Source organism: Mesorhizobium sp. WSM4833 (assembly GCF_055811095.1).
In genome coordinates this window covers 86,245-110,008 of the sequence record NZ_JBVVQG010000019.1, presented here as the reverse complement: position 1 = coordinate 110,008, position 23,764 = coordinate 86,245, and the positions used below count along the sequence as shown (strand labels likewise).

The window sequence follows — 23,764 nt, the reverse complement described above, 5'->3', positions numbered from 1 at the left end:
CGCAGCGCCAGCAGCGCATCGAGCTCGCAGTCGAGCGTCAGGTAGAAATGCGGAATGGTGGTCTTGGCCTCGACCAGGCGGCGCGCAATGGTCTTGCGCATGTTGTCATGCGGGACGAGGTCATAGGAGCCCTGTTCGAACAGTTTCAGCACCTGATCGTCCGACATCGCCTTCACCGCAGGGGCAGCGGCAGCCGGAGCCACTGGTGCGCCAGCGGGCGCTGCCCTGGAGGCAGGCTTTGCGCCGCCACCGGCAATGGCCGCGTCGACATCGGCCCTCACCACCCGGCCATACGGGCCGGTGCCAGATACGGTCGAGAGGTTCAGGCCGGCCTCACGGGCCAGGCGCCGGGCAAGCGGTGTTGCACGGCCGGCCGATGGCGATTGGCCGATCTCCGCCCTTGTGGGGGAGATGCCAAGTGGCGGCAAAGAGGGCAGGGCAGAGGGGTGCGTGACAGAATGAGACGTTGGCGCGACAGCGCCCCCCTCCGTCGACTTCGTCGACATCTCCCCCACGGGTGGGGAGATTGGCGCCTTGTCCTGCTTGGCCGCAGCAGCATCAGCCCCATAGGCCTCACCGTCGGCATAGATCCACGCCACGGCAGCGCCGACCGCAATATCGACACCCTCTTTGCCGGTGACATCGCGCAGGACGCCGCTGGCCGGCGCATCGATTTCCATCGCCGCCTTGTCGGTCTCGATCTCGAACAGCACATCGCCCTTCTTGACGTGCGCGCCCTCCTCGGCAAACCAGCGCGAGATCTGTCCGGTCGCCATGTCCATGTCGACCTTGGGAAGAATGACTTCGGTCGGCATGGGCTAGCGGACCCCTTTCACGAGGTCGCGCGCGGCGGTGATGATGTCCGGAATTTGCGGCACCGTCGCCTTCTCGAGTTCCGGATTGTAGGGGATCGGCGTTTCGGCGCCGCCCAGCCGCACGATCGGCGCGTCGAGATAGTCGAACGCTTCGCTCTCGGCGATCATGGCGCTGACCTCGGCGCCGATGCCCAGCGTCTTGACCGCTTCGTAGACGCATAGCAGCCGCGACGTCTTCTTGACGCTGTCGATGACGGTCTGCTTGTCCATCGGCCGGATGGTCCGGAGATCGACGACTTCGACGTCGATGCCTTCGCTCTCCAGCACGGCCGCCGCGTCGAGCGCCTTCTGCACCATGATCGAGGTGGCGACGATGGTGAGATCCCGGCCCTCGCGGCGGATATCGGCCTTGCCGATCGGCACGGTGTAATAGCCTTCGGGCACCGGGCCCTTCATCTTGTAGAGCAGCTTGTGCTCGAAGATCATGACCGGATCGGGATCGGCGACCGCCGCCAAAAGCATGCCCTTGGCATCATAGGGGGTCGCCGGCTGGATGACTTTCAGACCCGGCACATGGCCGAGCCAGGCTTCGAGGCTCTGGCTGTGCTGCGCCGCCGCACCGGTGCCGGAACCGGCGGGAAAGCGCATCACCACGGGAACCGAAACCTCGCCGCCCAGCATGAAGCGCATCTTGGCCGCCTGGTTGACGATCTGCTCCATGGCAAGCGTGGCGAAATCGGAAAACTGGAACTCGAAGATCGGCCGCATGCCGGTGAGGGCAGCGCCCACCGCGACGCCCGCGCCGCCCAGTTCCGAAATCGGCGTGTCGATGACGCGGTCAGCGCCGTAACGTTCGACCAGGTCGCCGGTGACCTGGAAGGCGCCGCCATAGACGCCGATATCCTCGCCCATCAGGAAAACGCGTTCGTCCATGTCCATGGCGATCGCCATGGCTTCCTGGATCGCCTGGGCGTAGCTCAGTTCACGCACCATCGCGTCCATCACGCCTGCTCCGTATACACGTAATTGCCGGTCTCGCTGATATCGGGCGATGGGCTCGCCTTGGCGAACTCGATGCCCTCGGCGATCTCTTGCGCCACGGCATCGCGAATGGCCTCGATGCCCTTGTCGTCGATGAAGCCGAATTCCCTGAGCTCGCTTTCGAACAGGGTGATCGGATCGCGGTTCGACATCCAGTCCTCGATCTCTTCCTTGGTGCGATAGCGGTTGCGGTCGCTCTTGGAATGGCCGCGATGGCGATAGGTCTTGGACTCGATCAGCGTCGGCCCCTCGCCGGCGCGGGCTCGGGCAACAGCCTGATGAGACGCCTCGGCGACCTCGGAGAAGATGTTGCCGTTGACGATGACGCCGGGCATCGAATAGGCGGCGGCGCGCTCGGCGATGTTCTTGACCGCGGTCGAGCGGGCTGTCGATGTCGACATGCCGTAGCCATTGTTCTCGCAGACGAAAATGACAGGCAGCTTCCAGACCGCCGCCATGTTGAGCGCCTCGTGGAAAGCGCCTTCATTGTTGGCGCCATCGCCGAAGAACGAGACCACGACCTTGCCGGTCTTCATCATCTTGGAGGACAATGCCGCCCCCACGGCGATCGGGATACCGCCACCGACGATGCCATTGGCGCCGAGATTGCCCTTGCCGACATCGGCGATGTGCATCGAGCCGCCACGGCCCTTGCAGTAGCCTGTGGTCTTGCCGAAGAACTCGGCGAACATGCGCTTGACCTCGGCGCCCTTGGCAATGCAGTGGCCGTGACCGCGATGCGTCGAGGTGATCTGGTCATCCTCGGCAAGCGGCATGCAGATGCCCATGGCGCTGGCTTCCTGGCCGATCGACAAATGCATGGTGCCATGGATGAGGCCGCGCGTGTAGCACTCCTCCGCGCCCTCTTCGAAGCGGCGGATCAGGTACATCTTGTGGAGCACCTGCTTGAGCTGCTCGGCGCTGTACTGGCGGTAGACGAAGGGCAGATTGGCGCGACTGTCAGTGACGGCTTTGCTGGCTGTGGCCATGATCACGCTCCCACGGTCCCATAGACGAGCTTGTCCTGGCGAGCGCGCAGTTCGGCGATCTTGGAGCCGGCCGCGGGCGCTGCATTCGCGTAGGTTATGAGTTCGCCCTTCTTGATCGGCGCGGTGACCGAGCCGCCCTGCAGCAGGCCGCAGGGAATGGCCTTGGCGGCGCGCGCCTCAGGCGTCGTCATGATCCAGGCGCGGTAGCAATATTCGCCGATCGCATCGAGCTTCTCGCCGGGCTTCATGTCCTTCTTGGCCACGGCGGCGACTTCGGCCACCGGCTTGGCCAGCGGCACCATGTCGGCCTTGCCGTAGAGCACGACGCGCGCGCAGGTCAGCGGCACTTCGAGCGAGGTCAGGTGATAGGGACGATGGAAGGTGAAATACGGGCCTTTGCCCATCTTCAAATCTTCCATGCGCTCGGAGATGCGCGGATGCGACATGTCGGCAACGACGAAGACGCCGGGCGCGACACCCTTGCCGATCGAATAGTCGACGACGCCGACCTTCGACAGAACGCCGCCATCCTTCTGCGGCACCAACACCTTGGACAGTTCGCCAAGCGTCGCCGCCGGGCCATGCATGCCGGCCTTGTCTGGAACCAGGCCCGTGGCATTGGCGATTGCCGCCATCTCGACCATGGTCTTGGAGCCGTCGACGAATTCGACCAGCATGCGCACATTCATGTACCGGCGCTTGGCTTCCTCCTCATAGTCCGGGGGAATAGCGTCGATGTTGAGCGGATTGTTCTTGCCCTTGCCGGCGGCAACGATCGGGTGACCCATGGCCGAGACGAACTCGATCAGCTCCATGCAGGAGGACGGCTCATCGCCGGCGCCCAGTGAATAGGTGACGCCGAGCCGGTCGGCCTCGCTTTTCAGATAGGCGCCGATGGTGACGTCGGCCTCGACATTCATCATCACCAGATGCTTGCCATGCTCCATGGCGCGCAGCCCGATCTCGGCGCCAACGGCGGGAACCCCGGTGGCATCGATGACGACGTCGATCAGATCATTGTTGATGACAAGGTCGGCGTCGTTGGTGACCGCGACCTTGCCGGCTTCCATCGCCGACGTCATAGCCGAAGCATTCGACACTTCGCGCGCATGCCCGGTTTCCTGGAAAGCGATATCGACGGCCTTGCTGGCAGCCGGCAGGTTCAGTTCGGAAATGGCGCCGATCTCGATGCCCGACATATGGGCGACACGAGTGACGATGTCGGTTCCCATCTCGCCCGAGCCGATCAGGCCGATGCGGATAGGCTTGCCCGACTTTGCGCGTTCCTCGAGATCGCGGGCAAGACCCGTCAACGAAACATTGGAAGCCATACCGCTCGTTCCTCCCATAATGCAGGCTTGTTCGATTGCTTGACGGGTATTGAACATCTGTATTTCTGTCAAGACTAATGTCCATATTCCCGTGCTTTTTGGACACTTTCACCGTAGTCCGGCGGGACGAGAAAGAAGCTGGGAAACCCGATGCCGCGCAGTCGCCGTCAGTGCGCGGATGGGCATCGGTTGGGATCGTTCAGCTCAGCCAACGGCGCAGCCTGTTGCGCTGCCGTGCAATAGGCCGGCACATGCGACTGGCGGCATCTTGGCCCTCGCGGGAAGTCCTGCTCAGTGTCCCGCGAAGCCTGCCGGAGGCGGGCAACCCGCCGCGTCGATCGCAAAATCATGGAAATGCACGACCACGCCATCCGCATCGATTAAGATCACGGCATAGCCGGGTGCTTTTCTGCCAGCGCCCAGCGGCACCAGCAGGCAAACGGAACGCTTGGATTACCCTCTACTGTGCCGTCCAGCCGCCATCCATCGGCAAGGTGGTGCCGGTGACCTGCCTGGCCGCGTCCGAACACAGGAACAGCGTCAGCGCGGCGAGCTCGTCGACGGTGACGAATTCCTTGGTCGGCTGGGCGGCGAGCAGCACATCGTGCTTGACCTGTTCCTCGGTCATGCCGCGCGCCTTCATCGTGTCGGGAATCTGCCTTTCGACCAGCGGCGTCCAGACATAGCCCGGCGCGATCGCATTGACGGTGACGCCGTCGAGCGCTGCTTCGAGCGCTACCGTCTTGGTGAGGCCCGCAATGCCGTGCTTGGCCGACACATAGGCCGACTTGAACGGCGAGGCGACCAGCGCATGCGCCGAGGCGGTGTTGATGATACGGCCCCATTTGCGCGTCTTCATGCCCGGCAGTGCCGCCTTGATGGCGTAGAACGCGGCGAGCAGATTGATGCGGATGATGGCTTCCCACTTGTCATCGGGAAACTCCTCGATCGGCGCGACATGCTGGATGCCGGCATTGTTGACCAGGATATCGAGACTGCCGAAGGCAGCCTCGGCCTCATGCACCATGGCGCTGACCGCCGCGCCATCCATCATGTTGGCACCGGAATAGCGGCACTTGACGCCGAAATCCCTCTCGATGCCGGTGCGCTCCTGCTCGATGGCAGCCGCATCGCCAAGGCCGTTGATGGTGACATTGGCGCCTTCGGCGGCAAAGGCGCGGGCGATGGCCAGGCCGATGCCGCTGGTCGAGCCGGTGACGAGGGCGTTCTTCGAAGACAGGAAACCCATGATGATCTCGCAAGAGGTGGGAGGGAACGAACGGGGCCGCCTTTGTGCGCCGCACCATGACAGTGCCATAGCCATATGTCGGTGCGATTACAGGGTTGAGGCGGCCGTCGACAGGCCTCTTGGGCGGCTGTCAGGCGGCTGACACGGCACTGTCATGGTGCCGTGCAACATAATCCGGAGCGCATTCGCGCAGTCATTCCTGAACCAAAATGGGGCTACAGCCTTGCAGATCGCCGATGTCGTGAAGCGCGCCTATGCGATGCCGCTGACCAACCCCTCCTTTCCGCCCGGGCCGTACCGTTTCTTCAACCGCGAATACGTCATCATCACCTACCGTACGACGCGCGAGGCGCTAGAGGCTGTCGTGCCGGAGCCGCTGGAGATCGACGAGCCGCTGGTCAAATACGAATTCATCCGCATGCCTGACTCGACCGGTTTCGGCGACTACACCGAGACCGGCCAGGTCATCCCGGTGCGCTACAAGGGCCAGCACGGCGCCTACGTCCATTCGATGTATCTCGACGACGACGCGCCGATCGCCGGCGGCCGCGAACTGTGGGGCTTTCCCAAGAAGCTTGCCAATCCCAAGATCGTGCATGAAGGCGAGGTCATCGTCGGCACGCTGCACTATGGCAGCGTTCTGTGCGCCACCGGCACGATGGGCTACAAGCACAAGAAAGCCGATCACGGCTCTGTCCTCGCTTCGCTGGCCGCGCCCAATTTCCTGATCAAGATCGTCCCGCATGTCGACGGCACGCCGCGCATCTGCGAACTGGTCCGCTACCACCTCACCGACATCACGCTGAAGGAAGCCTGGACAGCGCCCGCCGCACTCGATTTGCGGCCGCACGTCATGGCCGACGTGGCGCGGCTGCCGGTGCTCGACATCGTATCCGCCGTCCACTTCACCGCCGATCTGACGCTTGGGCTGGGCGAAGTGGTTCACGATTATCTCGCCGACCGCACCTGAGCTGCACAAGCCTTTCAGAGCCCAAACAGAAGTCGGAGACCAAAGCCGTGCTCGAACGCAATCGCAACAAGGAGGCCACCGCCACCATCGCGGAGATCTCGGCGCAGTATGACCGCGTCGCGCTGGTATTTCAGGGAGGCGGCGCGCTCGGCGCCTACCAGGCTGGGGTGTACCAGGCATTGGCAGAGGCCGGCTGCGAGCCGAGCTGGCTTTCCGGCGTATCGATCGGCGCCATCAATGCGGCGATCATCGCCGGCAATGAGTCGAGCCGCCGGCTGCAGCGCCTCGAGCAATTCTGGCAGACGATTTCGGGTCGCAAGATCTGGGCCTATACGCCGGAAGGCGACATCTACCGTGATATCCGCAATCGCACCAGTTCGTGGATGACCATGGTCATGGGGCAGCCGGGCTTCTTCAAGCCGCGCAATCCTAACCCCTGGATGGAGCAGCCCGGCGCCGAGGGCGCCACCAGCTTCTACGACACGGCCGAGCTGAAGGAGACGCTGCAAAGCCTGATCGACTTCGACATCCTCAACGACGGCAAGAAGCGGTTGAGCGTCGGCGCGGTCAACGTCCGGACCGGCAACTTCGTCTATTTCGACACCGACAAGGTCCGCATCGAACCGGAGCACATCATGGCCAGCGGCGCGCTGCCGCCGGCGTTCCCGTCGATCCGCATCGAAGGCGAATATTACTGGGACGGGGGCATCGTCTCCAACACGCCGCTGCAATATCTGCTCGACCAGGAAGAGGACCGTTCCTCGCTGGTTTTCCAGGTCGACCTGTTCAGCGCGCGAGGCGTCCTGCCGCGCAGCATGCCGGACGTGCTGTCGCGCCACAAGGACATCATGTATTCGAGCCGCACACGGCAAAACACTGACAATTTCAAACGCATCCACGGTCTCAAGATGCGCCTGCTCGATGCACTGAAACGGGTGCCGAAGGAGTTGCGGACGCCGGCCGAGGAAGCGCTGATCGAGGACTATTCGGACGCCGGCACCGTCAACATCGTGCACCTGATCTATCAGCACAAAGGCTATGAGGGTCACGCCAAGGACTATGAGTTCTCAGGCACCTCGATGCGCGAGCATTGGGAGACAGGGTTGGAGGACACGCAGCGCACCTTGCGCCATCGTGAGTGGCTGACGATGCCGACCAATGTCGACGGTGTCGCCATCCATGACCTGCATCGCGAAGACCCGACGTAGCCAGGCCGGGTATGCCCAACGGTTCAGCGTTGTTGGCCAGGATTCCTTTGAACGGCCATCGCCGACGCTCGAGATTGGCCGACGCCTCCAAACTTCGTCATCCCTGGGCGAAGCAGGAGCGAAGCTCCGTCGCGGAGACCCTGGGATCCATGCCGTGATCTTTGCCACGGAGTGCAGCGGAGCAGAATTCTGCACCGCGGCAACGCTCAGGAGTCGCGGCATGGATCCTATGGTCTGCGCCGCGTCGCTTCGCTCCTTGCTCCGCCACAGGATGACGAAGCGAAAGGCGTTTCGGCCAATTTCCTAGGCATGTTCCACGTCAACAGAAACGAATACGTCTTCGCCCCTTGAACGCAGTGCTCACTTAAAGAAAAAAGGCAGCGCCGGTCACCCGGCGCTGCCTTTTCTTTGGACGCTTATACGCTCGGCTCAGAACACCTGGCGGAAGATGATGAACAGCACGAAGGCCAGCGTGATCGAGCACGGCAGCGTCAGCACCCAGGCAAGCAGCAGATTGCGCACCGTCGCCCATTGCAGCCCCGAACCGTTCGCCGCCATCGTTCCGGCAACGCCCGACGACAGCACATGCGTCGTCGACACCGGCAATCCCAGCCGATCGGCCATGCCGATGGTCACCATCGCCACGAGTTCGGCCGCCGCACCCTGGCCGTAGGTCAGATGGCTCTTGCCGATCTTCTCGCCGACCGTGACGACGATGCGTTTCCAGCCGACCATGGTGCCGAGGCCGAGCGCCAGCGCGACGGCGACCTTCACCCAGATCGGGATGAACTTCGTCGCGTTGTCGACGGCCTTGTGATAGTCGGTGACCGCTTTCAGATCGGCCGCCTCCATCGGCAGCAGCTGCTTCTTGTCGATCAGCTTGAGCGCTTCGCCGATCAAATAGATGTCGTTGCGGGCGTTGCTGACCAGATCGGTCGGCACCGTCTCGACCGAGGCATAGGGCTGCAGGCCAGCCGTCGTGTTGTGGATGTAGGTCTGCAGCGCAACCGTCGTCTGGTCGCTCCATGTCCTGGTGCGCACGGCATCCTGGACGGCTGCCTTGGCATCGGTGACGGTGACGCCGGGCTTGGCATATTTGCCCAGTGCCGTTTCGACGCTGACCGAAGCGGACTTGTAGGCTTCGAGATAGTTGATGTCGGGGGTGCGGTTCAGCGCATAGGCCGTCGGCACGACGCCGATCAGGATCAGCATGATCAGGCCCATGCCCTTCTGTCCGTCATTGGAGCCATGCGCAAAGCTGACGCCGGTGCAGGTGAAGATGAGCAGGCCACGGATCCACCATGGCGGCGGCGTGTTGCCCTTCGGCGCCTCGTAGAGCGCCGGATTGCGCACCAGCAGCTTCATTACATAGAGCAGGATCGCCGCGGCGAAGAAGCCGATGATCGGCGACACCAGCAGGGTGACGCCGACATTGGTCGCCTGCGACCAGTCGACGCCGCTGGTGGCGCTGCCGGCGGGCGCCATGAACTGGTTGGCAAGGCCGACGCCGATGATCGAACCGACCATCGTGTGCGAGCTCGACGCCGGCAGTCCGAGGAACCAGGTGCCGAGATTCCACAGGATCGCCGTCACAAGCAGCGCGAACACCATGGCGAAGCCCGAGGACGAGCCGACCTGCAGGATCAGCTCGACCGGCAGCAGCGACAGGATGCCGAAAGCGACCGCGCCGCTGGAGGTGAGAACCCCGAGGAAATTGAAGGCGCCCGACCACATGACGGCGAATTCGGCCGGCATCGAGCGCGTGTAGATAACCGTCGCCACCGCATTGGCGGTGTCATGGAAGCCGTTGACGAACTCGAAGCCGAGCGCGATCAGCAAGGCGATGCCAAGCAGGATCCACGGCACGGTCTTGGCCACCGCAAGATCCTGGCTGAGCGCGTAGCCGACATAGGCGATGCCGACGAGCACCAGCACGCCGAAGGCCGGCAGGAACCATTTCGCGCTGCCCGATTGATCCAGCGGATGATCCGGTCTCGGAATGCCCGCCTCGCTAGAAACTATGTCCACCATGTCCCACTCCAGATGCATTGCAGCAAAGAACTGGGAAGACGCTATGTCCGCACGATGAACCCTGTGTGACGCCGGCGAACGCCGCGTTCACGAACAGGCCTGCCGAAAAGCGGGTGGGCGGCGCCTATTTGGCAATCTCGAGCAGCGACGATACCAACAACTGGCGCTCGTCTTTCGACAGGACATCCGAATCGAAGAGGTTCATGCTGCGCAATCCCTCGATGGCGAGATAGCAGATCAACAGCGATTTGAGATCCGGCGTCTCGCCCTTCAGCCGCTCGAAAAGCTGCCGCTTGAAGGTCTTTATCGGCATCATGAAATCGGGATCCTCGGCGATGGCCGAGAAGATCCAGGACGCCGACGGCTGCTTTTCCTCGCAATCATTGGCCGACAGCCTGATGTAGACGGCCAGGGGATTTTCGTCCTTGTCATTTGTGCTGGCGGCTTCCAGCGCATGCTCGAACTCGCGCAGATAGCCTTCGACCAAACCTTGCATCAATTTGGCCTTGGTCGGGAAATTGTAGAGGAGCCCTCCCTTCGACACGCCGGCACGGCTGGCGACGGCATCCAGCGACAGGCTGCCTGGTCCGGATTCCCGGGCAACATCAGCCGCCGCGGCGAGAATCTTCTCGCGCGAATTCGGTCTTTGGGCTCTCATGGTGCCTCCCATCGCAAGCTTAGGCCCAATTGACAAGACCGTCCAGACGGTACAGGAAGACCGCCATTATTTGAAATCGGGACCCGCAGTCGGTATGTGTCCCGATATCCGCGCTTCGCGCCGGATTTCGACTGAGGGGACTTCCTTGTTCAAGCGCATACTCCGTATCTTTATCATTGTTCTGGTTCTGGCCCTGCTCGTCGTCGTGGTCGGCGGCATCGTCGGCTTCAACTTCCTGCGCGACAACGGCATCAAGCAGTACTTCGCATCGATGAAGCCGCCGGCGGCAACCGTTTCGACGACCATCGCCAAGCCTTCGGCCTGGACGCCAGGCGTCGAGGCGATCGGCACGGTCAAGGCGGTGCGCGGTGTCGACCTGACGGTCGAGACTACCGGTATCGTCAAGGACATCCTTTTCCATGCCAACCAGAAGGTGGCGGACAATGCGGTTCTGCTGCAACTCGATGACGCCGTCGAGCGCGCCGACCTCGATGCACAGAAGGCGCAAGCCGCGCTAGACCAGACCTCACTTGCCCGCGCCATCGAACTGACCAGGCGTGGCGTTGGCTCCGACTCGACGCTGGACACGGCGCGTGCGGCGGCCTCGGCCTCGGCATCCCAAGTCACCAAGCTGCAGGCCGTGCTCGACCAGAAGCAGCTGACGGCGCCTTTCGGCGGCACGGTGGGTATCCCGAAGATCGATGTCGGCCAGTATCTGGCGCCCGGCACCGCCGTGGTGACATTGCAGGACCTCGACACGATGCGGGTCGATTTCACGGTTCCCGAACAGCAACTCGCCTTGCTCAAGATCGGCCAGACGATTCGATTGGGCTTTGGCGGCGAGGACAGGCCATTCGCAGGCGCCATTCGTGGCATAGACCCGAAGATCGACTCGTCCAGCCGGCTGGTGAACATCCGGGCGGAAGTCGCCAATCCCGATGGCAAGCTGACCCCCGGCCAGTTCGTGCAGGTGCGTGTCGAGCTGCCCGAAGAGCAGAACGTGCTGACCCTGCCGCAGACGGCGCTGACGACAAGTCTCTATGGCGACTACATCTTCGTGGTGCAGCCAGCCAAGCCCGCCGAGACAGCGCCAGCTGCCAAGCCGGAGGAAAAACCCGCTGCGCCGGCAGCCGACAAATCGGCTGACGCCAAGCCTGCGGACACCAAGCCGGCCGATGCCATGAAGCCGGCGGCTGATGCAGCCAAGCCTGCCCCCGATGCGGCAAAGCCAACTGACAAGGCTGCCGATGGGGCCAAGCCGGCGGCGGAAGGTGACAAGCCCGCGCTCGTGCTGTCGCAGGTGTTCGTCAAGCCCGGCCGCCGCAATCAAGGCATGGTCGAGATCGTCGAGGGGCTGAAGGCCGGCGACGAGGTCGTCACCGCCGGTCAGAACCGCCTCTTCAACGGCATGTCCGTCGTTGTGGACAACACCATCGACCCGACCAAATCGGCGAACAAGCAGGCCGACCAGCAATGAGCTTTTCAGATCTCTTCATTCGCCGGCCTGTTCTTTCGACGGTCCTTGCTTGCATGATCCTGCTCCTGGGTTTCCAGGGCATCTTCAATCTGTCGATCCGGCAGTATCCGAAGGTCGATGAAACGGCCATCACGATCACCACGGCCTATCCAGGCGCCAGCGCCGATCTGATCCAGGGCTTCATTTCCGCCCCGATCGCCCGCGCCGTCGCGTCGACCGAAAACATCGACTACGTCACCTCGTCCAGCCGCCCGTCCTCCAGCACCGTGACGGTGCAGATGAAGCTCGGCTCGAACCCCGACGTCGCGCTGACCGAAGTTCTGTCCAAGGTCCAGGGCGTGCGCGGCACTTTGCCGGACGCGTCGAAGGACCCTGTCATCGTCAAGGGCACCGGCCAGCAGTTCGCGATGATGTACATCTCGATGCAGAATCCGAACATGACGAAGGAGCAGCTGACGGAGTATATCGAGCGCGTCATCAGACCGCGCATGTCGACGGTCGAAGGCGTCGCCGACGTGCAGATCTTCGGCGCCCAGGAATACTCGATGCGCGTCTGGATCGATCCGGTCAAACTTGCGGCGCGCGGCGTGACCGCCTCCGAACTGCTGACGGCGATCAACAATTCCAACTTCCTGTCGGCGCCCGGCAACACCCAGAACGAGTATGTCGTCTCCTCGATCACGGTGCGCTCGACATTGCAGACGCCGGAGGCATTCGCCGAGCTGCCGCTGCGCTCGACCGACGGCAATGTGGTGCGGTTGCGCGACGTGGCTCGCGTCGAACTCGCCGCCGAGAACACCGACACCAGGGTCTCGTTCAACGGTAAGCCAGGCACCTTCCTCGCCATCTTCCCGACGCCGGCGGCCAATCCGCTGACCACGGCGGCTGCGCTCACCAAGCTGGTGCCGCAGATTCAGGAGACACTGCCGAAAGGCATGACGATCGAGGTCGTCTACGACGCGACCGGGCAGATCAGCGCCTCGATTGAAGAGGTGTTCAAGACCATCGGCGAGGCGGTTGCCATCGTCGTCGTCGTCATCCTTCTGTTCCTTGGCTCCTTCCGGTCGGTGATGATGCCGATCATCACCATCCCGTTGTCGCTGATCGGCGTCTGCTTCCTTTTGTTCGCGGTTGGCTACTCGATCAACCTTCTGTCGCTGCTGGCCATGGTGCTGGCGATCGGCCTGGTCGTCGACGACGCCATCGTGGTGGTGGAGAACATCCACCGTCACATGGAAGAAGATCACATGTCGCCGATGCAGGCTGCGTTCAGCGGTATGCGCGAAATCGCATCAGCCATCGTTGCCATGACCATGACGCTGGCCGCCGTGTTCGCACCGCTGGCATTTACCGGCGGCCTGACCGGCGCGCTGTTCCGTGAATTCGCGGTCACGCTCGCCGGCTCGGTGGTGCTGTCGGGTGTCATCGCCATCACCATCACCCCGATGATGTCGGCACGCCTCTTGAAGTCCGGCACGCCGGGCCGTTTCCAGCGCATTGTCGACGGCACCTTCGCGCGCGTCGAGCATGTCTATGAACGCGCCGTCACCGGATCGCTGAACTATCGCCCATTGACGCTGATCATCGTGCTTGCGCTTGTCGGCGTCACCGGCTTCATGTTCACCAAGACCTCGAGCGAACTTGCGCCGGAAGAGGACCAGGGCTTTCTGCTCTCGATTGTGACGGCGCCGCGTTATGCGACGTCCGATTACACCGAGACATACGTCAACCAGATCCTCGGCCTGGTGAAGGATATTCCCGAAACACGGGCGCAGTTCTCGGCCGTCGCCTTCGGCGGCACGACAAACAGCGCCTTCGTCGGCTATGCCTTCAAGGACTGGGCGGAACGCAAGCGCAATTCGAAGGAACTGCAGGCTGACATTACGGCCCGTATCGCCAAAGTGGCCGGTGTCGAGGCCTTCGTCTTCGCACCGCCGACGCTGCCGGGCTCCGGCGGCGGCCTGCCCATTTCCATGGTGGTGCGATCGACCGGCGCTTCCTCGGAAGTGTACGAGGTGGCCGAGCAGATCAAGAACAAGGCGCAGGCCTCCGGCCGCTTCATCGTCGTGCAGAATTCGATGGCTTATGACGCACCGGAGGTGACGGTGACCATCGACCGCGACCGCGCCGCCGCGCTGAACCTGCCGATCGCCGATATCGGCCGCACGCTGACCTTGCTGGTCGGCGGCGCCGAAGTGGCGCAGTTCGACCGCGATTCCAACAGCTACGACATCATCCCGCAGGTGCCGCAGGAGTTCCGCGACGACCCCGACAAGCTCGGCGAATACTTCGTGCGCAGCGTGACCGGCGAGATGGTGCCGCTATCGGCGGTGGTCAAGATTTCGACCAATGCGGCGCCGGCGGCAATCGAGCAGTTCAACCAGCTGAATTCGTCGACGATTTCGGCGCTTCCGCTGCCCGGCGTCACCACCGGCGACGGGCTGAAGGCGCTGGAGGACATCGCCAAGGAGAGCCTGCCCGACACGTTCTTCATCGATTATTCCGGTCAATCGCGACAGGAAAAGGAACAGGGCAACACCATCCTGATCGCTTTCGCGGCCGCAGTTGTCGTCATCTATCTGGTGCTGGCGGCGCAGTTTGAAAGTTTCCGTGACCCGCTGATCATCATGATGGCGGTGCCGTTGTCGATCTTCGGCGCGATCGTGCCGCTCAATCTGGGCCTCGGCACGCTCAACATCTACACGCAGGTCGGCCTGATCACACTGATCGGTCTGATAACCAAGCACGGCATCCTGCTGGTCGAGTTCGCCAACCAGCAGCGTGAAAAGCATGGCATGCGGCGGCGCGATGCCATCATCGCCTCGGCCAAGGTGCGCCTGCGGCCGATCCTGATGACGACGGCGGCGATGGCGCTCGGCGTTGTGCCGCTGATCACGTCCAGCGGCGCTGGTGCCGCGGCCCGCTATTCGATGGGCCTGGTCATCTTCACCGGCATCCTGGTCGGCACCATGTTCACGCTCTTCGTCGTGCCCATGTTCTACACCTTCATCGCCAGCAAGGACCTGCCTCATCTGGCGGAGAAGCCGGACCCCAAGCTGATGCCGGCACTGCCGAGCTAGGACGGTCGAGGGAGTCCCGCCCAGAAATGCGCGGGGCAGATCGATGGAAACAAAAGAAAAGAGGCCGGGAATTTCCCGGCCTCTTTTCTTTTTGGCTGGGCTCGATACCGCCGGTTTGAACTGTACGCAATACCGCAGCGTTTCCGGAGGGAGCTTTGAGGCGCGGCAGCATGCTGCCACGCCACCGTTTCCAGCCTGCTACTTGACGATGACGATGCTGGTGTTGGTCGCCCCGAAGGTTTCGACGAGCTGGTAGAAATCGGCGGCGTTGTCGGGGTGCAGCCGCACGCAGCCATGCGAAGCCGGCTGGCCGAGGCGCTTGATCGCATAAGTCGCGTGCACCGCATAGCCGCCGCTGAAGAAGACCGAGTGCGGCATCGGGGCGTTGTCGTATTTCTTCGAATACCACATTTCATGCATGCGGGTCGGCTTGAACGAGCCGGTCGGCGTCACATGGGCCCGGTCGCCGGTGGAGACTTTCCAGGCGAAGGTCGGCCGGCCGTCGACGGAGACTTCCATGATCTGCTGCGAAAGCGAAACGCGCGCCACGATCTTGTTGGCGGCATGCGCGGCGCCCGAGCCGAACAGCAGTGCGGCACCGGTCAGCGCGGCGGCGACGATGTTGATGAGCTTGGCGGAAATGGCGGTATGCATGAAGAAAATCCCCTCTCTCTGCCGGTCCAGCCGGCTCCAATTCGATGGCTGCTTATCCCAACGTCATGTTTCGGAGAGATTTCGCAAAATGCTCATTTTTGTTTCGAATCTGTTTCCACTGGTTAACAAACGGCAACCCCATTAGAGCCGTCGGTGGCCCGCCAGCGAGACCCTAGCAAGACCAAGGTCAGAAACATGGGTATCCGTCGCTAAACGAAAGTGCGAATTAGCAGTATTCGAAAGGACCGCCGTAGATCTCGAAACCGAACTGCAACAAAGCGAGGTTTCAAGCGGCATGATCCGGATACGGGCCGCAAGCAAAGTTGACGCAACGAAAACAGCCGGTAACGAACATGGGAACGAAATCGAACGCGCTGTCCTGGCTTTTCAGGATCAGCATCGCGGCAGCGGTCATCGGCGGCGTCGGCACGGTTGCCGGCACCCCGCTGACAAGCCTCGGCGCGATGACTTCAGGCGAGATTTCGACCCTGCACGCCGCACTGTTTTTCGCCACGGTCTGGATTGTTTCCAGCCTGCGCATCGCCCGGCTAAAGGCCCTCTGGCGGGTCGGCCTTAGGCTGACGGGTTTGCGCGGCGCCTCCGGCAACTTGCTGCCGAGAGGACCGAAGGCCCGCGCCGAGACGGGGGGTTCCGTGGGCGGCGCGGGCGCTTCGGGGGTATCCTGAAGCGACCCGCAACAAACCATTTTGGGGAATTGGTACGATGAAAACGAAATTTGCCGCTTCGGTGCTTTCCGCACTGCTTTACGCCCAGGGCCTGCTCGGCTTTGCCGGCCTTGCCACCGTGCTGCTCAGGGACCGCGCCCACGCTGGCGAGCTGACCATGGGCAGTGACATGCCGGTAGGTCCATCGCTTCTGCTGGTACGCTGAGCGCCAAGAGCGTCGGGGCCGGAGATGGAAAATCCGATGCCCGAAACCAGAGACTGCGTCAGTGCCCGGCAATCAGTCCGCGAATTGCCGCGGCGGATCGAACCGGTAGCCGGCGCCGCGTATGGTGGTGATGGTTTCGGTGTCGAGTTTGCGGCGCAGCCGCACGATGCGCGAATCGATCGAGCGATCGAAGGCATCGGCGTTTTCGGCCGGCGCCGCGGCGATGATGTCGTCGCGCGTCAAAACCTTGCGCGGACTGGCCAGGAACAGCCTGAGCAGCGCCACCTGACCGGGCGAAAGCTGTTCCTCCGTGCCGGAGCGATGCATGACCATCGCCGATCTCAGATCGACGGTCGCGTTCTCCAGCACGATCAGTTCCTGGGTGCCCCTGCCGCGGCGCGAAAGCAGGCCGCCGACACGGGCGGCCAGTTCACGGACATTGAGCGGGCTCTCGACGACGTCGGCCGCACCAAGCTCCAGCGCCAGCACCTTGTCGACAAGATCGGCCGGGCGGCAGATCAGAATGAAATCCGGTCCGCCCTCACCGCCTCCTCCTTGGCCGCCATAACGTCTGAGCAGGTCCCGCCCCTCCGCCTGGCTGAGGCTGTCGCCGACGACGACGACGTCGATGCCCTTTCCCGACAGCAGCGATTCGGCCTCCCAGGGCTGGCGTGCCTGATGCACGTCATGGCCGCGCCGTTCAAGATGGTCGGCGAGTTCGGTCGCGACCACTTCGGCTACCGAAACGAGCGCAATGACGGATCGTGCGGCCATGTTTTCCAACCGTTCCCTGGCAACCCCGATATGAGTGCTGGACATGATGTTTATACCCAATCTACTTTCCACTGAAAGTGGGAGCGAAAGCATCGTGCGGGCAAGAATTGTCATCGTCGAGGATGAGCCCGACCTGAGGGACGCTGTCGCCGAATACCTTGGCGCCGCCGGATATGACGTGGCCACCGCTGAAAGTGCGGCCGCCGCGCGCAGCCTCGTTGAAACGCAGTCGTTTCATCTTGCCATTCTCGACATCGCCATGCCCGGCGAGGACGGCCTCTCGCTTGGCCGCTGGCTGCGTTCGAAACTGCCGATCGGCATCATCTATGCGACCGCGGCCGGCACCGCGCTCGACCGCATCGTCGGGCTGGAACTCGGTGCCGACGACTACATCGTCAAGCCCTACGAATTGCGCGAGGTGCTGGCCAGGGTGCGCAGCGTGTTGCGCCGGGTTCCCCAGCCCAAAGAGCTGCAGGACAAGAGGGCCGGGGCGGATCGCCGTTCCGTTGCCTTCGGCCCCTTCCAGGCCGATCTCGACGGCAGGCTGGTCACCGGCGCCAATGGCGTGGTGATCGACATGGCCAAGAGCGAGTTCGACGTGCTGGAGATTTTCCTCACCCGCGCCAACCGGCTGCTGACCCGCGCCGCTATCTCCGAGGCGATCGGTTTCACCGAAGATCCGGAATCGTCACGCGCGGTCGACATTCGCATCATGCGGCTGCGCAAAAAGATCGAGGCCGATCCCGCCAATCCGAAATTCCTGCGCACGGTGCGCGGCGAGGGCTATATCTTCTCGCTGCCGGCCGGCGACGGCAACTGAGCACCGGGCCAGAAGGATGTGGTTGCTCGCCGGCCGAATTGGCGCGACTCCGGAATGACAGCACAAGATGATCGCTGAAGCAGCAAGCACCGATATGCAAGGGTTCCGGCAGGGCGCGGCGATGGCGGCCGTGCGCGTCGTTCGCCGGCTGCGCGAGGCCGGCGACTGGCAGCGCGAGATGGACGGCATACTGGAAACGCTCTGCCGGGCCATGGATTGCCAGCGCGGCATCCTGTTTCGCTTGCGCGAACTGCCCGGCCAGGGCTTCGCCCAATCCGTCGCCGCCTACTGGATCGACCCTCTTTTCGGCGGCGAACTGGCATCACCGACCGTCATCATGCAATCGATCGTCAATTCCGACCCGCTGCTGGAGCGGCTTGCCGAGGACGAGAGGCAAGGCAAGATCTTCGCCGGTCATACGCGCGACCTCGAAGGCTTCTTGAGGACCGATTTCGAGAAGCAGAACATCAAATCGTTCCTCTCGGTCTCGGTCTTCGCGCACGGCCATCTCTGGGGCACGCTGGCGGTCAATGACTGCATCAACGAGCGTGCATGGACCGACGAGGAAGAGGCGACGCTGCACATCATCGCGCTGGCCATCGGCGACGCCATAGAGCGCTCGCCCTCCGACGCCCACGCCAGCGAGGTCATTCGCCGCACCATGCTGCAGGCCTCGCTCGACGCCATTGTCGTCATCGACGAGACCGGCTCGATCATCGAATTCAATCCGGCCGCCGAGAAGATGTTCGGCTTCCAGCGCAGCGACATCCTCGGCAAGGACCTGCTCGATACGATCGTGCCGATCTACTACCGCAAGGGCTATGCCTCAGGAGCCGAATACATGTCCGGCCGCGGCGCGCCGATGGTCGGCCAGCGGCTCGAGACGGTGACCCAGAATGCCGCCGGCGAAGTGTTCCCGATCGAGCTGACGGCCACCGAGATGCGGGTTGCCGACCGCCGCCTGATCTTCGGCTCCATCCGCGACCTGCGCGACAAATTGCGCGCCGAGGAGGAAATCGGCCGGCAACGCGAGAAGCTGCACCAGAACGAGAAGATGGCGGCGATGGGTTCGTTGCTGGCCGGTGTGTCGCACGAGCTCAACAACCCGCTGGCCGTGGTTGTGGCGCAATCGACGCTGCTGCACGAATTCGCCTCCGATCCGCAAACCAAGGTGCGCGCCGAAAAGGTCCGCGCGGCCGCCGAGCGCTGCGGCCGCATCGTCAAGAGCTTCCTGTCGATGGTCCGCCTCCATCCCGCGGCACAAGCCGAGACCGACCTCAACCAGGTGATCCGGGCGGCACTTGAAGTGACCGCCTATGGCGCGCGCTCAAGCGGCATCATCATCGACACCGATTTCGCCGCAGGCCCGCTGCTGGCCATGGCCGACGCCGACCATGTGACGCAGGTGGCGGCCAATTTCCTCATCAACAGCCAGCACGCTTTGGCTGGCATTGCCGGCGACCGGCTGATCAAGGTGCGGACGTTCCGCAGCGACCGGGATCATCCCTGCTTCTCGGTCGAGGACAATGGGCCCGGCGTGCCGGAAGCGATCCGCGGCCGCATCTTCGAATCCTATTTCACCACCAAGCCGGTCGGCGTCGGCACCGGCATCGGCCTGTCGATCTCGAAATCGATCATCGAGCGGCACAATGGCAATGTCTGGTTCGAGGAAGTGCTCCCGAGAGGCGCGCGTTTCGTCGTCCAGCTGCCGGCCATCGTGGCCGGCCTCGCCACCGCCGGCGACAACCAGCCGCGATCGAGCGGCCTGCGCCATGCCTTGATCATCGACGACGAGCCGGATGTCGCCGGCTCGCTCTCGGACATCCTCGAACTGATGGGCATCAAGTCGCGGATCGTGCCGGTCTGGGAATCGGGCGCCGCCACCTTGAGCGGCCACATGCCGCCGGACATCGTTTTTTCGGACCTGCGCATGCCCGGCGTCAGCGGCATATCGATCTATCGTGAGCTGCTCGCCGAAAAGCCCGATTTGGCGCGGCGTTTCGTGCTGGTCACCGGAGACCTGATCGGTGCCAAAGCCGAAATCGAAGCCTTGCCGGCGCACCAGCGACCGCAGATTCTGGAAAAGCCGTTCAGCACGCTGGATGTGCGCAGCGTGCTCTCCGCCATCGCCGAACAGGCGGCCTTGAAAGGATAAAAAAAGAGGCTCCCGGGGGCGGGAGCCAAAAGGAGCGCACTGGAGGGCGCTCGGGGAGGTCAGAGCATGGTCCACAAAACGGGAACGGTTTTCGGGACCATGCTTCGACGGAAATCAGAAAATATTCGGCGTGCCGGTCAACGGCGCGGCATTGGCGATCATGCGGATCGCCCGGCTTTTGTGTGTTCCGGACTGTTCGGCGATGGCGCGCAGGCAATCCATGCTCTCGGCACCCCAGGCCTGGCCCTTGCAGGCGAAGTCGGTCACCGGCACCGGCAGACGCGCGGTCCTGGTCGTCGTCTGCGCGCCGTCGATGAGATTGGCCGGCGGATTCAACGAAGCGAAGGCCGGCCCGATTGTCGGCGTGAACGCCATGCCGACGAAGGCGCAAGCAGCCAGCACCATGAACATCGCCATGGGGTGGTCGCTGGCCCGCTGGCGCAGCGCCAGTTTCGGACGGCGGTCATTGCGCTCTGGAGCCTGAAGGCGCCCCTCGCCGCGGATCGTCTGGATTTTCGCATGCATTACCTTCCCCTTCGCTGAGTTTCTTTTGGCGGTGAAATGAACTTATCCGCGCTTTGTAACGGTGGTGGGGTGGCGAAGGATTGGCACTGTAACGAATTCGAAACAGCATTTCGGGCGAAGCCGGGCAAAATCGGGCATGGCTTCGACGGCGCCAGGGCTCGAGGCGCAACTTGACCGATCTTGCCAAACAGTCTTTCGAAAAGATCAGGCTCAGCCCGGAGCTTGAAGCTCGGCAATGATCTTGTGCGCGGCGATGCGCCCGGCAATGATGGCGCCCTCGACATACCCCGGAAACGATGGCGAGAGTTCTGAAGAGGCGAGATACACCGGCGGTGCGCCGGCAAGGATCGTTCGCTCGGCGTCTGTCGCTGTAACATCGACAATAAGATCGCTGTACGCGCCGCCGCTCCAGCGATCTCCTATCCAGTCACGCAAACTGAAATCGATGACGTCACCGGCGTCCGGACCAAGGGCTGCCTCCAGCCGGCCGGTCACCTCCGCACGCAGTTCCGCCTCGCCGAGGTCGCGCCAACGCAGCGCGAGCGAGCCGCCGGCGAACACGACGAGCGCCGCATGCTCCGCATCCTTGCCGGCGTCGCAGGCAAACAGCCCCGGCGGCTCGAGCCACATCACCATGCCGCTCAAATCCCGCGCCCGCCAAAACGGTTTGGCATAGCGCACCAGGATCTTGATAGCCGCGCCGCTTTCCCAGGCGCCGAGTGCCCGCCCCAGTCCGGCCGGCAAAGCGGGGGCAAAGGCGAGCTCCGTCACCGTCGCCGGCGGGACGGCCACCAGAACCGTGCGCGCCTCGACGGCACCCCCGGCCGAAACGACAAGAACACCTTGCGAACTGTGCTCGATGCGCGTGACCGGCTCGCTTAGCCGCAACCGATCGCCAAGGTCGCGGGCCAGATCGTGGGCCAGCGAATGCATGGTTTCGCGCACAGAATATTGCAGTTCCGTCACCTCGTTGGTGACCCGCCGGTCATTGTCGATCAAATACCAGAGAGGAATCTGGTCCAGCGCCATGCACCAGAGACCTTCGATCATCGAACGGAAAGCCACCCTTGCATCGGCCGAATCGTGCTGGCAGGCAAGCCAGTCGGCGACGGTCAGTCCGGCAATCGAGGCATCGTCCGGATCGATCCCGTTCATGCGCTCGCGGATCGCCATCGCGGCATGATAGGTCCGCTCTGCTCGTTGTGCGGACATCGTCGGCTGGGTGATGAAGTCGCCATCGACATAGGTTTCAACCAGCGTCTTGCCGCGCGCCTCGACCATGGCCATCAATTCCGGCATGTCCTCGCACAGGAACTGGCCGCCACTATCGATGCGTTCGCCAAGTCCGTTCAGTCGGGACTCGACGCGTCCGCCGACGCGGTCGCGTGCTTCGAGCAGGATGAAATCAATGCCGGCCTTCTTCATCTCAAGCGCCGCCGACAGGCCGGTGAAACCCGCACCGACGATGACGACATCGGTTCGCTCGAATTCGCCGCCCTCATCCGTGAAGGTTTTCAGCATTGCCGGCTATCCACCCAATCGCATCCGGCTTCCACCGACGAACTATGTCCTTATCGACATATGCCGCAGGCTGTCTCTAACCTATCGTTTTCTCGAGCATATTGAGCCAGTTGCGATAGGCGATTTTTTCGATCAGCGCGCGGCCGAAACCGCGTGCCGCCAATGCATCGATCAGCTTCGGCAGGCCGGCGACATCGCTGATGACGGCCGGGATCATGGCGCCGTCGAAATCGGAGCCAAGACCAACGCCGTCCTCACCCAGCGCCTGCAGCAGCGAATCGATATGGCGCACCATGATATCGAGGCTGGTGTCGGCATTCATGCGACCGTCCTCGCGCAGGAAGCCGGTTGCGAAGTTCAGCCCGACCATGCCGCCGGTTTCGCGGATCGCGCCGAGCTGCCAGTCGGTCAAGTTACGTGAATGGCCGCAGATCGCGTGCACGTTGGAATGGGTCGCCACCAGCGGCGCATCGCTGAGTGCGGCGACATCGCGAAAGCCCTTCTCGTTGAGATGCGACAGGTCGATCATGATCTTCAACTGGTTGCAGGCCTTGACCAGCGCCTTGCCGGCATCGGTCAGGCCAGGGCCGGTGTCGGGCGAAGACGGGAAGCGGAACGGCACGCCGTGGCCAAAGGCGTTCGGACGGCTCCAGACGATGCCGAGCGAGCGCAGGCCGGCTTCATGCAGCACGTCGAGCATGGTGAGCTCGGGATCGATCGCCTCGACCCCTTCGATGTGGAACACCGCGGCGATCGACCCTTGCGCCATGGCATTGCGCACATCGCCGGCGCTGCGGCAGACGGTGAGCGCTCCGGCCCGTTCCAGCCTGAACAGGATCGAGGCCATCGCGATGGTCGAGGTCAGCGCCTCATTGCGCGGAACCTCGGGCGGCAGCGGTTCGGCGGCACCCGGCGCCAGGGGCACGGCGCCGCGCCTGGATTTCTCGACAGGCGGCGGAAAGATGGCGAACATGCCCCCGGCGAAGCCGCCGGCTTTCGCGCGTGGCAGGTCGATATGGCCGCCCGATTTCCCCTCGATGAACAGTTTTTCGACGTCCGTGTCTTTCGACTGATGGAGTCTGAGCAACGTATCGTTGTGGCCGTCGAAGACGGGAACGAGATCGGTTTCGGTCATTGGGGGATCATTCGGTTCGTTTGTCGGCGCGGCTAAGATATATCCTATCTACTTAGGCAGGATGCGCCACCCGCGCAAATGCCAAAGCCGCCCCGGTGGGATGGCAGCCGCTTGCCGCGCCGTTTCCAAGCAAAGAATCCCTACCGCTTCAGCACGTCGGCCCATTCCTGATGGCGGCGGAACTGGGCGTTGGCGAACGGGCAGAGCGGGATGATCTTCTTGCCCGCCGCACGCGCATCCTCGACGGCGCGGGTGACGAGCCGAAGCCCGGCACCCTGGCCGCGAAAGACGTCCGGCACTTCGGTGTGGTCGATGATGATCTGGTGCTCACCGATCTTGGTGAAAGTCATCTCGGCCTCGGCGCCATCGGGTCCAAGCAGGACGTAGCGGCCCTTGGAACCGCGATCCTCAAGTTCGATCTCAGGCAGTTGGTCAGGCAT

The 23,764-nt window shown here is 63.1% G+C and carries 21 protein-coding genes; 8 read left to right on the top strand and 13 right to left on the bottom strand.

The window, feature by feature from the left end:
• The 5 genes from AC0L2D_RS28295 to AC0L2D_RS28275 all read right to left on the bottom strand — a co-directional run.
• The coding region (locus tag AC0L2D_RS28295) for a biotin/lipoyl-containing protein (RefSeq protein ID WP_473543460.1) at positions 1-815 on the bottom strand (815 nt) is incomplete at its 3' end.
• Between the two features lie 3 nt (positions 816-818).
• The gene (locus tag AC0L2D_RS28290; RefSeq protein ID WP_027163140.1) at positions 819-1,817 is read right to left on the bottom strand and encodes an alpha-ketoacid dehydrogenase subunit beta; all 999 of its coding nucleotides are present in this window, start codon (positions 1,815-1,817) and stop codon (positions 819-821) included.
• Positions 1,817-2,845 (bottom strand): thiamine pyrophosphate-dependent dehydrogenase E1 component subunit alpha, encoded by a 1,029-nt coding sequence (locus AC0L2D_RS28285; RefSeq protein ID WP_063169131.1) that lies wholly within the window; start codon positions 2,843-2,845, stop codon positions 1,817-1,819. The genes AC0L2D_RS28290 and AC0L2D_RS28285 overlap by 1 nt, the downstream gene beginning before the upstream one ends.
• A 2-nt stretch (positions 2,846-2,847) precedes the next feature.
• Positions 2,848-4,176 carry an NAD(P)H-dependent oxidoreductase gene (locus tag AC0L2D_RS28280; protein WP_473543458.1) on the bottom strand — a complete coding sequence of 443 codons (1,329 nt, stop codon included), beginning with the start codon at positions 4,174-4,176 and terminating at the stop codon, positions 2,848-2,850.
• 460 nt (positions 4,177-4,636) lie between these two features.
• Complete coding sequence (locus AC0L2D_RS28275; protein ID WP_013529312.1) at positions 4,637-5,425, bottom strand: 3-hydroxybutyrate dehydrogenase; 789 nt, start codon at positions 5,423-5,425, stop codon at positions 4,637-4,639.
• A gap of 223 nt (positions 5,426-5,648) precedes the next feature.
• Between AC0L2D_RS28275 and AC0L2D_RS28270 the strand changes: the two genes are divergently transcribed.
• Both AC0L2D_RS28270 and AC0L2D_RS28265 read left to right on the top strand, forming a co-directional pair.
• Entirely contained in the window at positions 5,649-6,395 is a 747-nt protein-coding gene (locus AC0L2D_RS28270; protein ID WP_063169133.1) for an acetoacetate decarboxylase, read from the top strand.
• Between the two features lie 47 nt (positions 6,396-6,442).
• A complete protein-coding gene (locus AC0L2D_RS28265; RefSeq protein WP_024503027.1) occupies positions 6,443-7,603 on the top strand; it encodes a patatin-like phospholipase family protein in 1,161 nt (386 codons plus the stop codon).
• 429 nt (positions 7,604-8,032) lie between these two features.
• Here AC0L2D_RS28265 and AC0L2D_RS28260 read toward each other — a convergent pair whose 3' ends face one another.
• Together AC0L2D_RS28260 and AC0L2D_RS28255 are read right to left on the bottom strand one after the other, a co-directional pair.
• Positions 8,033-9,634 (bottom strand): inorganic phosphate transporter, encoded by a 1,602-nt coding sequence (locus AC0L2D_RS28260; protein WP_473543455.1) that lies wholly within the window; start codon positions 9,632-9,634, stop codon positions 8,033-8,035.
• Positions 9,635-9,758: 124 nt separating this feature from the next.
• Positions 9,759-10,292, bottom strand: a complete 534-nt coding sequence (locus tag AC0L2D_RS28255) for a TetR/AcrR family transcriptional regulator (RefSeq protein ID WP_024503025.1) — start codon at positions 10,290-10,292, stop codon at positions 9,759-9,761.
• Between the two features lie 145 nt (positions 10,293-10,437).
• Here AC0L2D_RS28255 and AC0L2D_RS28250 point away from each other — a divergent pair, with 145 nt between their 5' ends.
• Positions 10,438-11,769 carry an efflux RND transporter periplasmic adaptor subunit gene (locus AC0L2D_RS28250; RefSeq protein ID WP_473543453.1) on the top strand — a complete coding sequence of 444 codons (1,332 nt, stop codon included), beginning with the start codon at positions 10,438-10,440 and terminating at the stop codon, positions 11,767-11,769.
• Positions 11,766-14,849, top strand: coding sequence for an efflux RND transporter permease subunit (locus AC0L2D_RS28245; RefSeq protein WP_013529306.1), 3,084 nt, complete (start codon positions 11,766-11,768; stop codon positions 14,847-14,849). Before AC0L2D_RS28250 ends, AC0L2D_RS28245 begins: the two co-directional genes overlap by 4 nt.
• A gap of 198 nt (positions 14,850-15,047) precedes the next feature.
• Here AC0L2D_RS28245 and AC0L2D_RS28240 read toward each other — a convergent pair whose 3' ends face one another.
• Complete coding sequence (locus AC0L2D_RS28240) at positions 15,048-15,503, bottom strand: L,D-transpeptidase (RefSeq protein ID WP_473543451.1); 456 nt, start codon at positions 15,501-15,503, stop codon at positions 15,048-15,050.
• Positions 15,504-15,856: 353 nt separating this feature from the next.
• Between AC0L2D_RS28240 and AC0L2D_RS28235 the strand changes: the two genes are divergently transcribed.
• Positions 15,857-16,189 carry a hypothetical protein gene (locus AC0L2D_RS28235; protein WP_024503024.1) on the top strand — a complete coding sequence of 111 codons (333 nt, stop codon included), beginning with the start codon at positions 15,857-15,859 and terminating at the stop codon, positions 16,187-16,189.
• Between the two features lie 37 nt (positions 16,190-16,226).
• A complete protein-coding gene (locus AC0L2D_RS28230; protein ID WP_013529303.1) occupies positions 16,227-16,394 on the top strand; it encodes a hypothetical protein in 168 nt (55 codons plus the stop codon).
• A 72-nt stretch (positions 16,395-16,466) separates the two neighbouring features.
• Here the strand turns inward: AC0L2D_RS28230 and AC0L2D_RS28225 are convergent, their stop codons facing one another.
• A complete protein-coding gene (locus tag AC0L2D_RS28225) occupies positions 16,467-17,168 on the bottom strand; it encodes a response regulator transcription factor (protein ID WP_013529302.1) in 702 nt (233 codons plus the stop codon).
• Positions 17,169-17,214: 46 nt separating this feature from the next.
• On the opposite strand from AC0L2D_RS28225, the gene AC0L2D_RS28220 reads away from it, so the two are divergent.
• Together AC0L2D_RS28220 and AC0L2D_RS28215 are read left to right on the top strand one after the other, a co-directional pair.
• Entirely contained in the window at positions 17,215-17,988 is a 774-nt protein-coding gene (locus tag AC0L2D_RS28220) for a response regulator (RefSeq protein WP_174299078.1), read from the top strand.
• A gap of 67 nt (positions 17,989-18,055) precedes the next feature.
• On the top strand, positions 18,056-20,143 hold the full coding sequence (locus AC0L2D_RS28215) for a sensor histidine kinase (RefSeq protein ID WP_063173187.1): 2,088 nt from the start codon (positions 18,056-18,058) through the stop codon (positions 20,141-20,143).
• A gap of 114 nt (positions 20,144-20,257) precedes the next feature.
• Here AC0L2D_RS28215 and AC0L2D_RS28210 read toward each other — a convergent pair whose 3' ends face one another.
• The 4 genes from AC0L2D_RS28210 to AC0L2D_RS28195 all read right to left on the bottom strand — a co-directional run bounded on the left by AC0L2D_RS28210 (position 20,258) and on the right by AC0L2D_RS28195 (position 23,764).
• The gene (locus AC0L2D_RS28210) at positions 20,258-20,668 is read right to left on the bottom strand and encodes a hypothetical protein (RefSeq protein ID WP_063173188.1); all 411 of its coding nucleotides are present in this window, start codon (positions 20,666-20,668) and stop codon (positions 20,258-20,260) included.
• Positions 20,669-20,878: 210 nt separating this feature from the next.
• Entirely contained in the window at positions 20,879-22,189 is a 1,311-nt protein-coding gene (locus tag AC0L2D_RS28205) for a flavin monoamine oxidase family protein (RefSeq protein ID WP_473543448.1), read from the bottom strand.
• A gap of 76 nt (positions 22,190-22,265) precedes the next feature.
• Complete coding sequence (locus AC0L2D_RS28200) at positions 22,266-23,324, bottom strand: dipeptidase (RefSeq protein WP_473543446.1); 1,059 nt, start codon at positions 23,322-23,324, stop codon at positions 22,266-22,268.
• A gap of 140 nt (positions 23,325-23,464) precedes the next feature.
• Positions 23,465-23,764, bottom strand: a complete 300-nt coding sequence (locus AC0L2D_RS28195; protein ID WP_473543444.1) for a GNAT family N-acetyltransferase — start codon at positions 23,762-23,764, stop codon at positions 23,465-23,467.

Coding starts and splice junctions, on each gene's coding strand:
- AC0L2D_RS28195 (WP_473543444.1), bottom strand. CDS start 23,764: ATGCCTGACCAACTGCCTGAGATCGAACTTGAGGATCGCGGTTCCAAG.
- AC0L2D_RS28255 (WP_024503025.1), bottom strand. CDS start 10,292: ATGAGAGCCCAAAGACCGAATTCGCGCGAGAAGATTCTCGCCGCGGCG.
- AC0L2D_RS28280 (WP_473543458.1), bottom strand. CDS start 4,176: ATGGCTTCCAATGTTTCGTTGACGGGTCTTGCCCGCGATCTCGAGGAA.
- AC0L2D_RS28260 (WP_473543455.1), bottom strand. CDS start 9,634: ATGGTGGACATAGTTTCTAGCGAGGCGGGCATTCCGAGACCGGATCAT.
- AC0L2D_RS28245 (WP_013529306.1), top strand. CDS start 11,766: ATGAGCTTTTCAGATCTCTTCATTCGCCGGCCTGTTCTTTCGACGGTC.
- AC0L2D_RS28200 (WP_473543446.1), bottom strand. CDS start 23,324: ATGACCGAAACCGATCTCGTTCCCGTCTTCGACGGCCACAACGATACG.
- AC0L2D_RS28235 (WP_024503024.1), top strand. CDS start 15,857: ATGGGAACGAAATCGAACGCGCTGTCCTGGCTTTTCAGGATCAGCATC.
- AC0L2D_RS28205 (WP_473543448.1), bottom strand. CDS start 22,189: ATGCTGAAAACCTTCACGGATGAGGGCGGCGAATTCGAGCGAACCGAT.
- AC0L2D_RS28210 (WP_063173188.1), bottom strand. CDS start 20,668: ATGCATGCGAAAATCCAGACGATCCGCGGCGAGGGGCGCCTTCAGGCT.
- AC0L2D_RS28230 (WP_013529303.1), top strand. CDS start 16,227: ATGAAAACGAAATTTGCCGCTTCGGTGCTTTCCGCACTGCTTTACGCC.
- AC0L2D_RS28275 (WP_013529312.1), bottom strand. CDS start 5,425: ATGGGTTTCCTGTCTTCGAAGAACGCCCTCGTCACCGGCTCGACCAGC.
- AC0L2D_RS28220 (WP_174299078.1), top strand. CDS start 17,215: ATGTTTATACCCAATCTACTTTCCACTGAAAGTGGGAGCGAAAGCATC.
- AC0L2D_RS28290 (WP_027163140.1), bottom strand. CDS start 1,817: ATGGACGCGATGGTGCGTGAACTGAGCTACGCCCAGGCGATCCAGGAA.
- AC0L2D_RS28285 (WP_063169131.1), bottom strand. CDS start 2,845: ATGGCCACAGCCAGCAAAGCCGTCACTGACAGTCGCGCCAATCTGCCC.
- AC0L2D_RS28240 (WP_473543451.1), bottom strand. CDS start 15,503: ATGCATACCGCCATTTCCGCCAAGCTCATCAACATCGTCGCCGCCGCG.
- AC0L2D_RS28225 (WP_013529302.1), bottom strand. CDS start 17,168: ATGGCCGCACGATCCGTCATTGCGCTCGTTTCGGTAGCCGAAGTGGTC.
- AC0L2D_RS28215 (WP_063173187.1), top strand. CDS start 18,056: ATGATCGCTGAAGCAGCAAGCACCGATATGCAAGGGTTCCGGCAGGGC.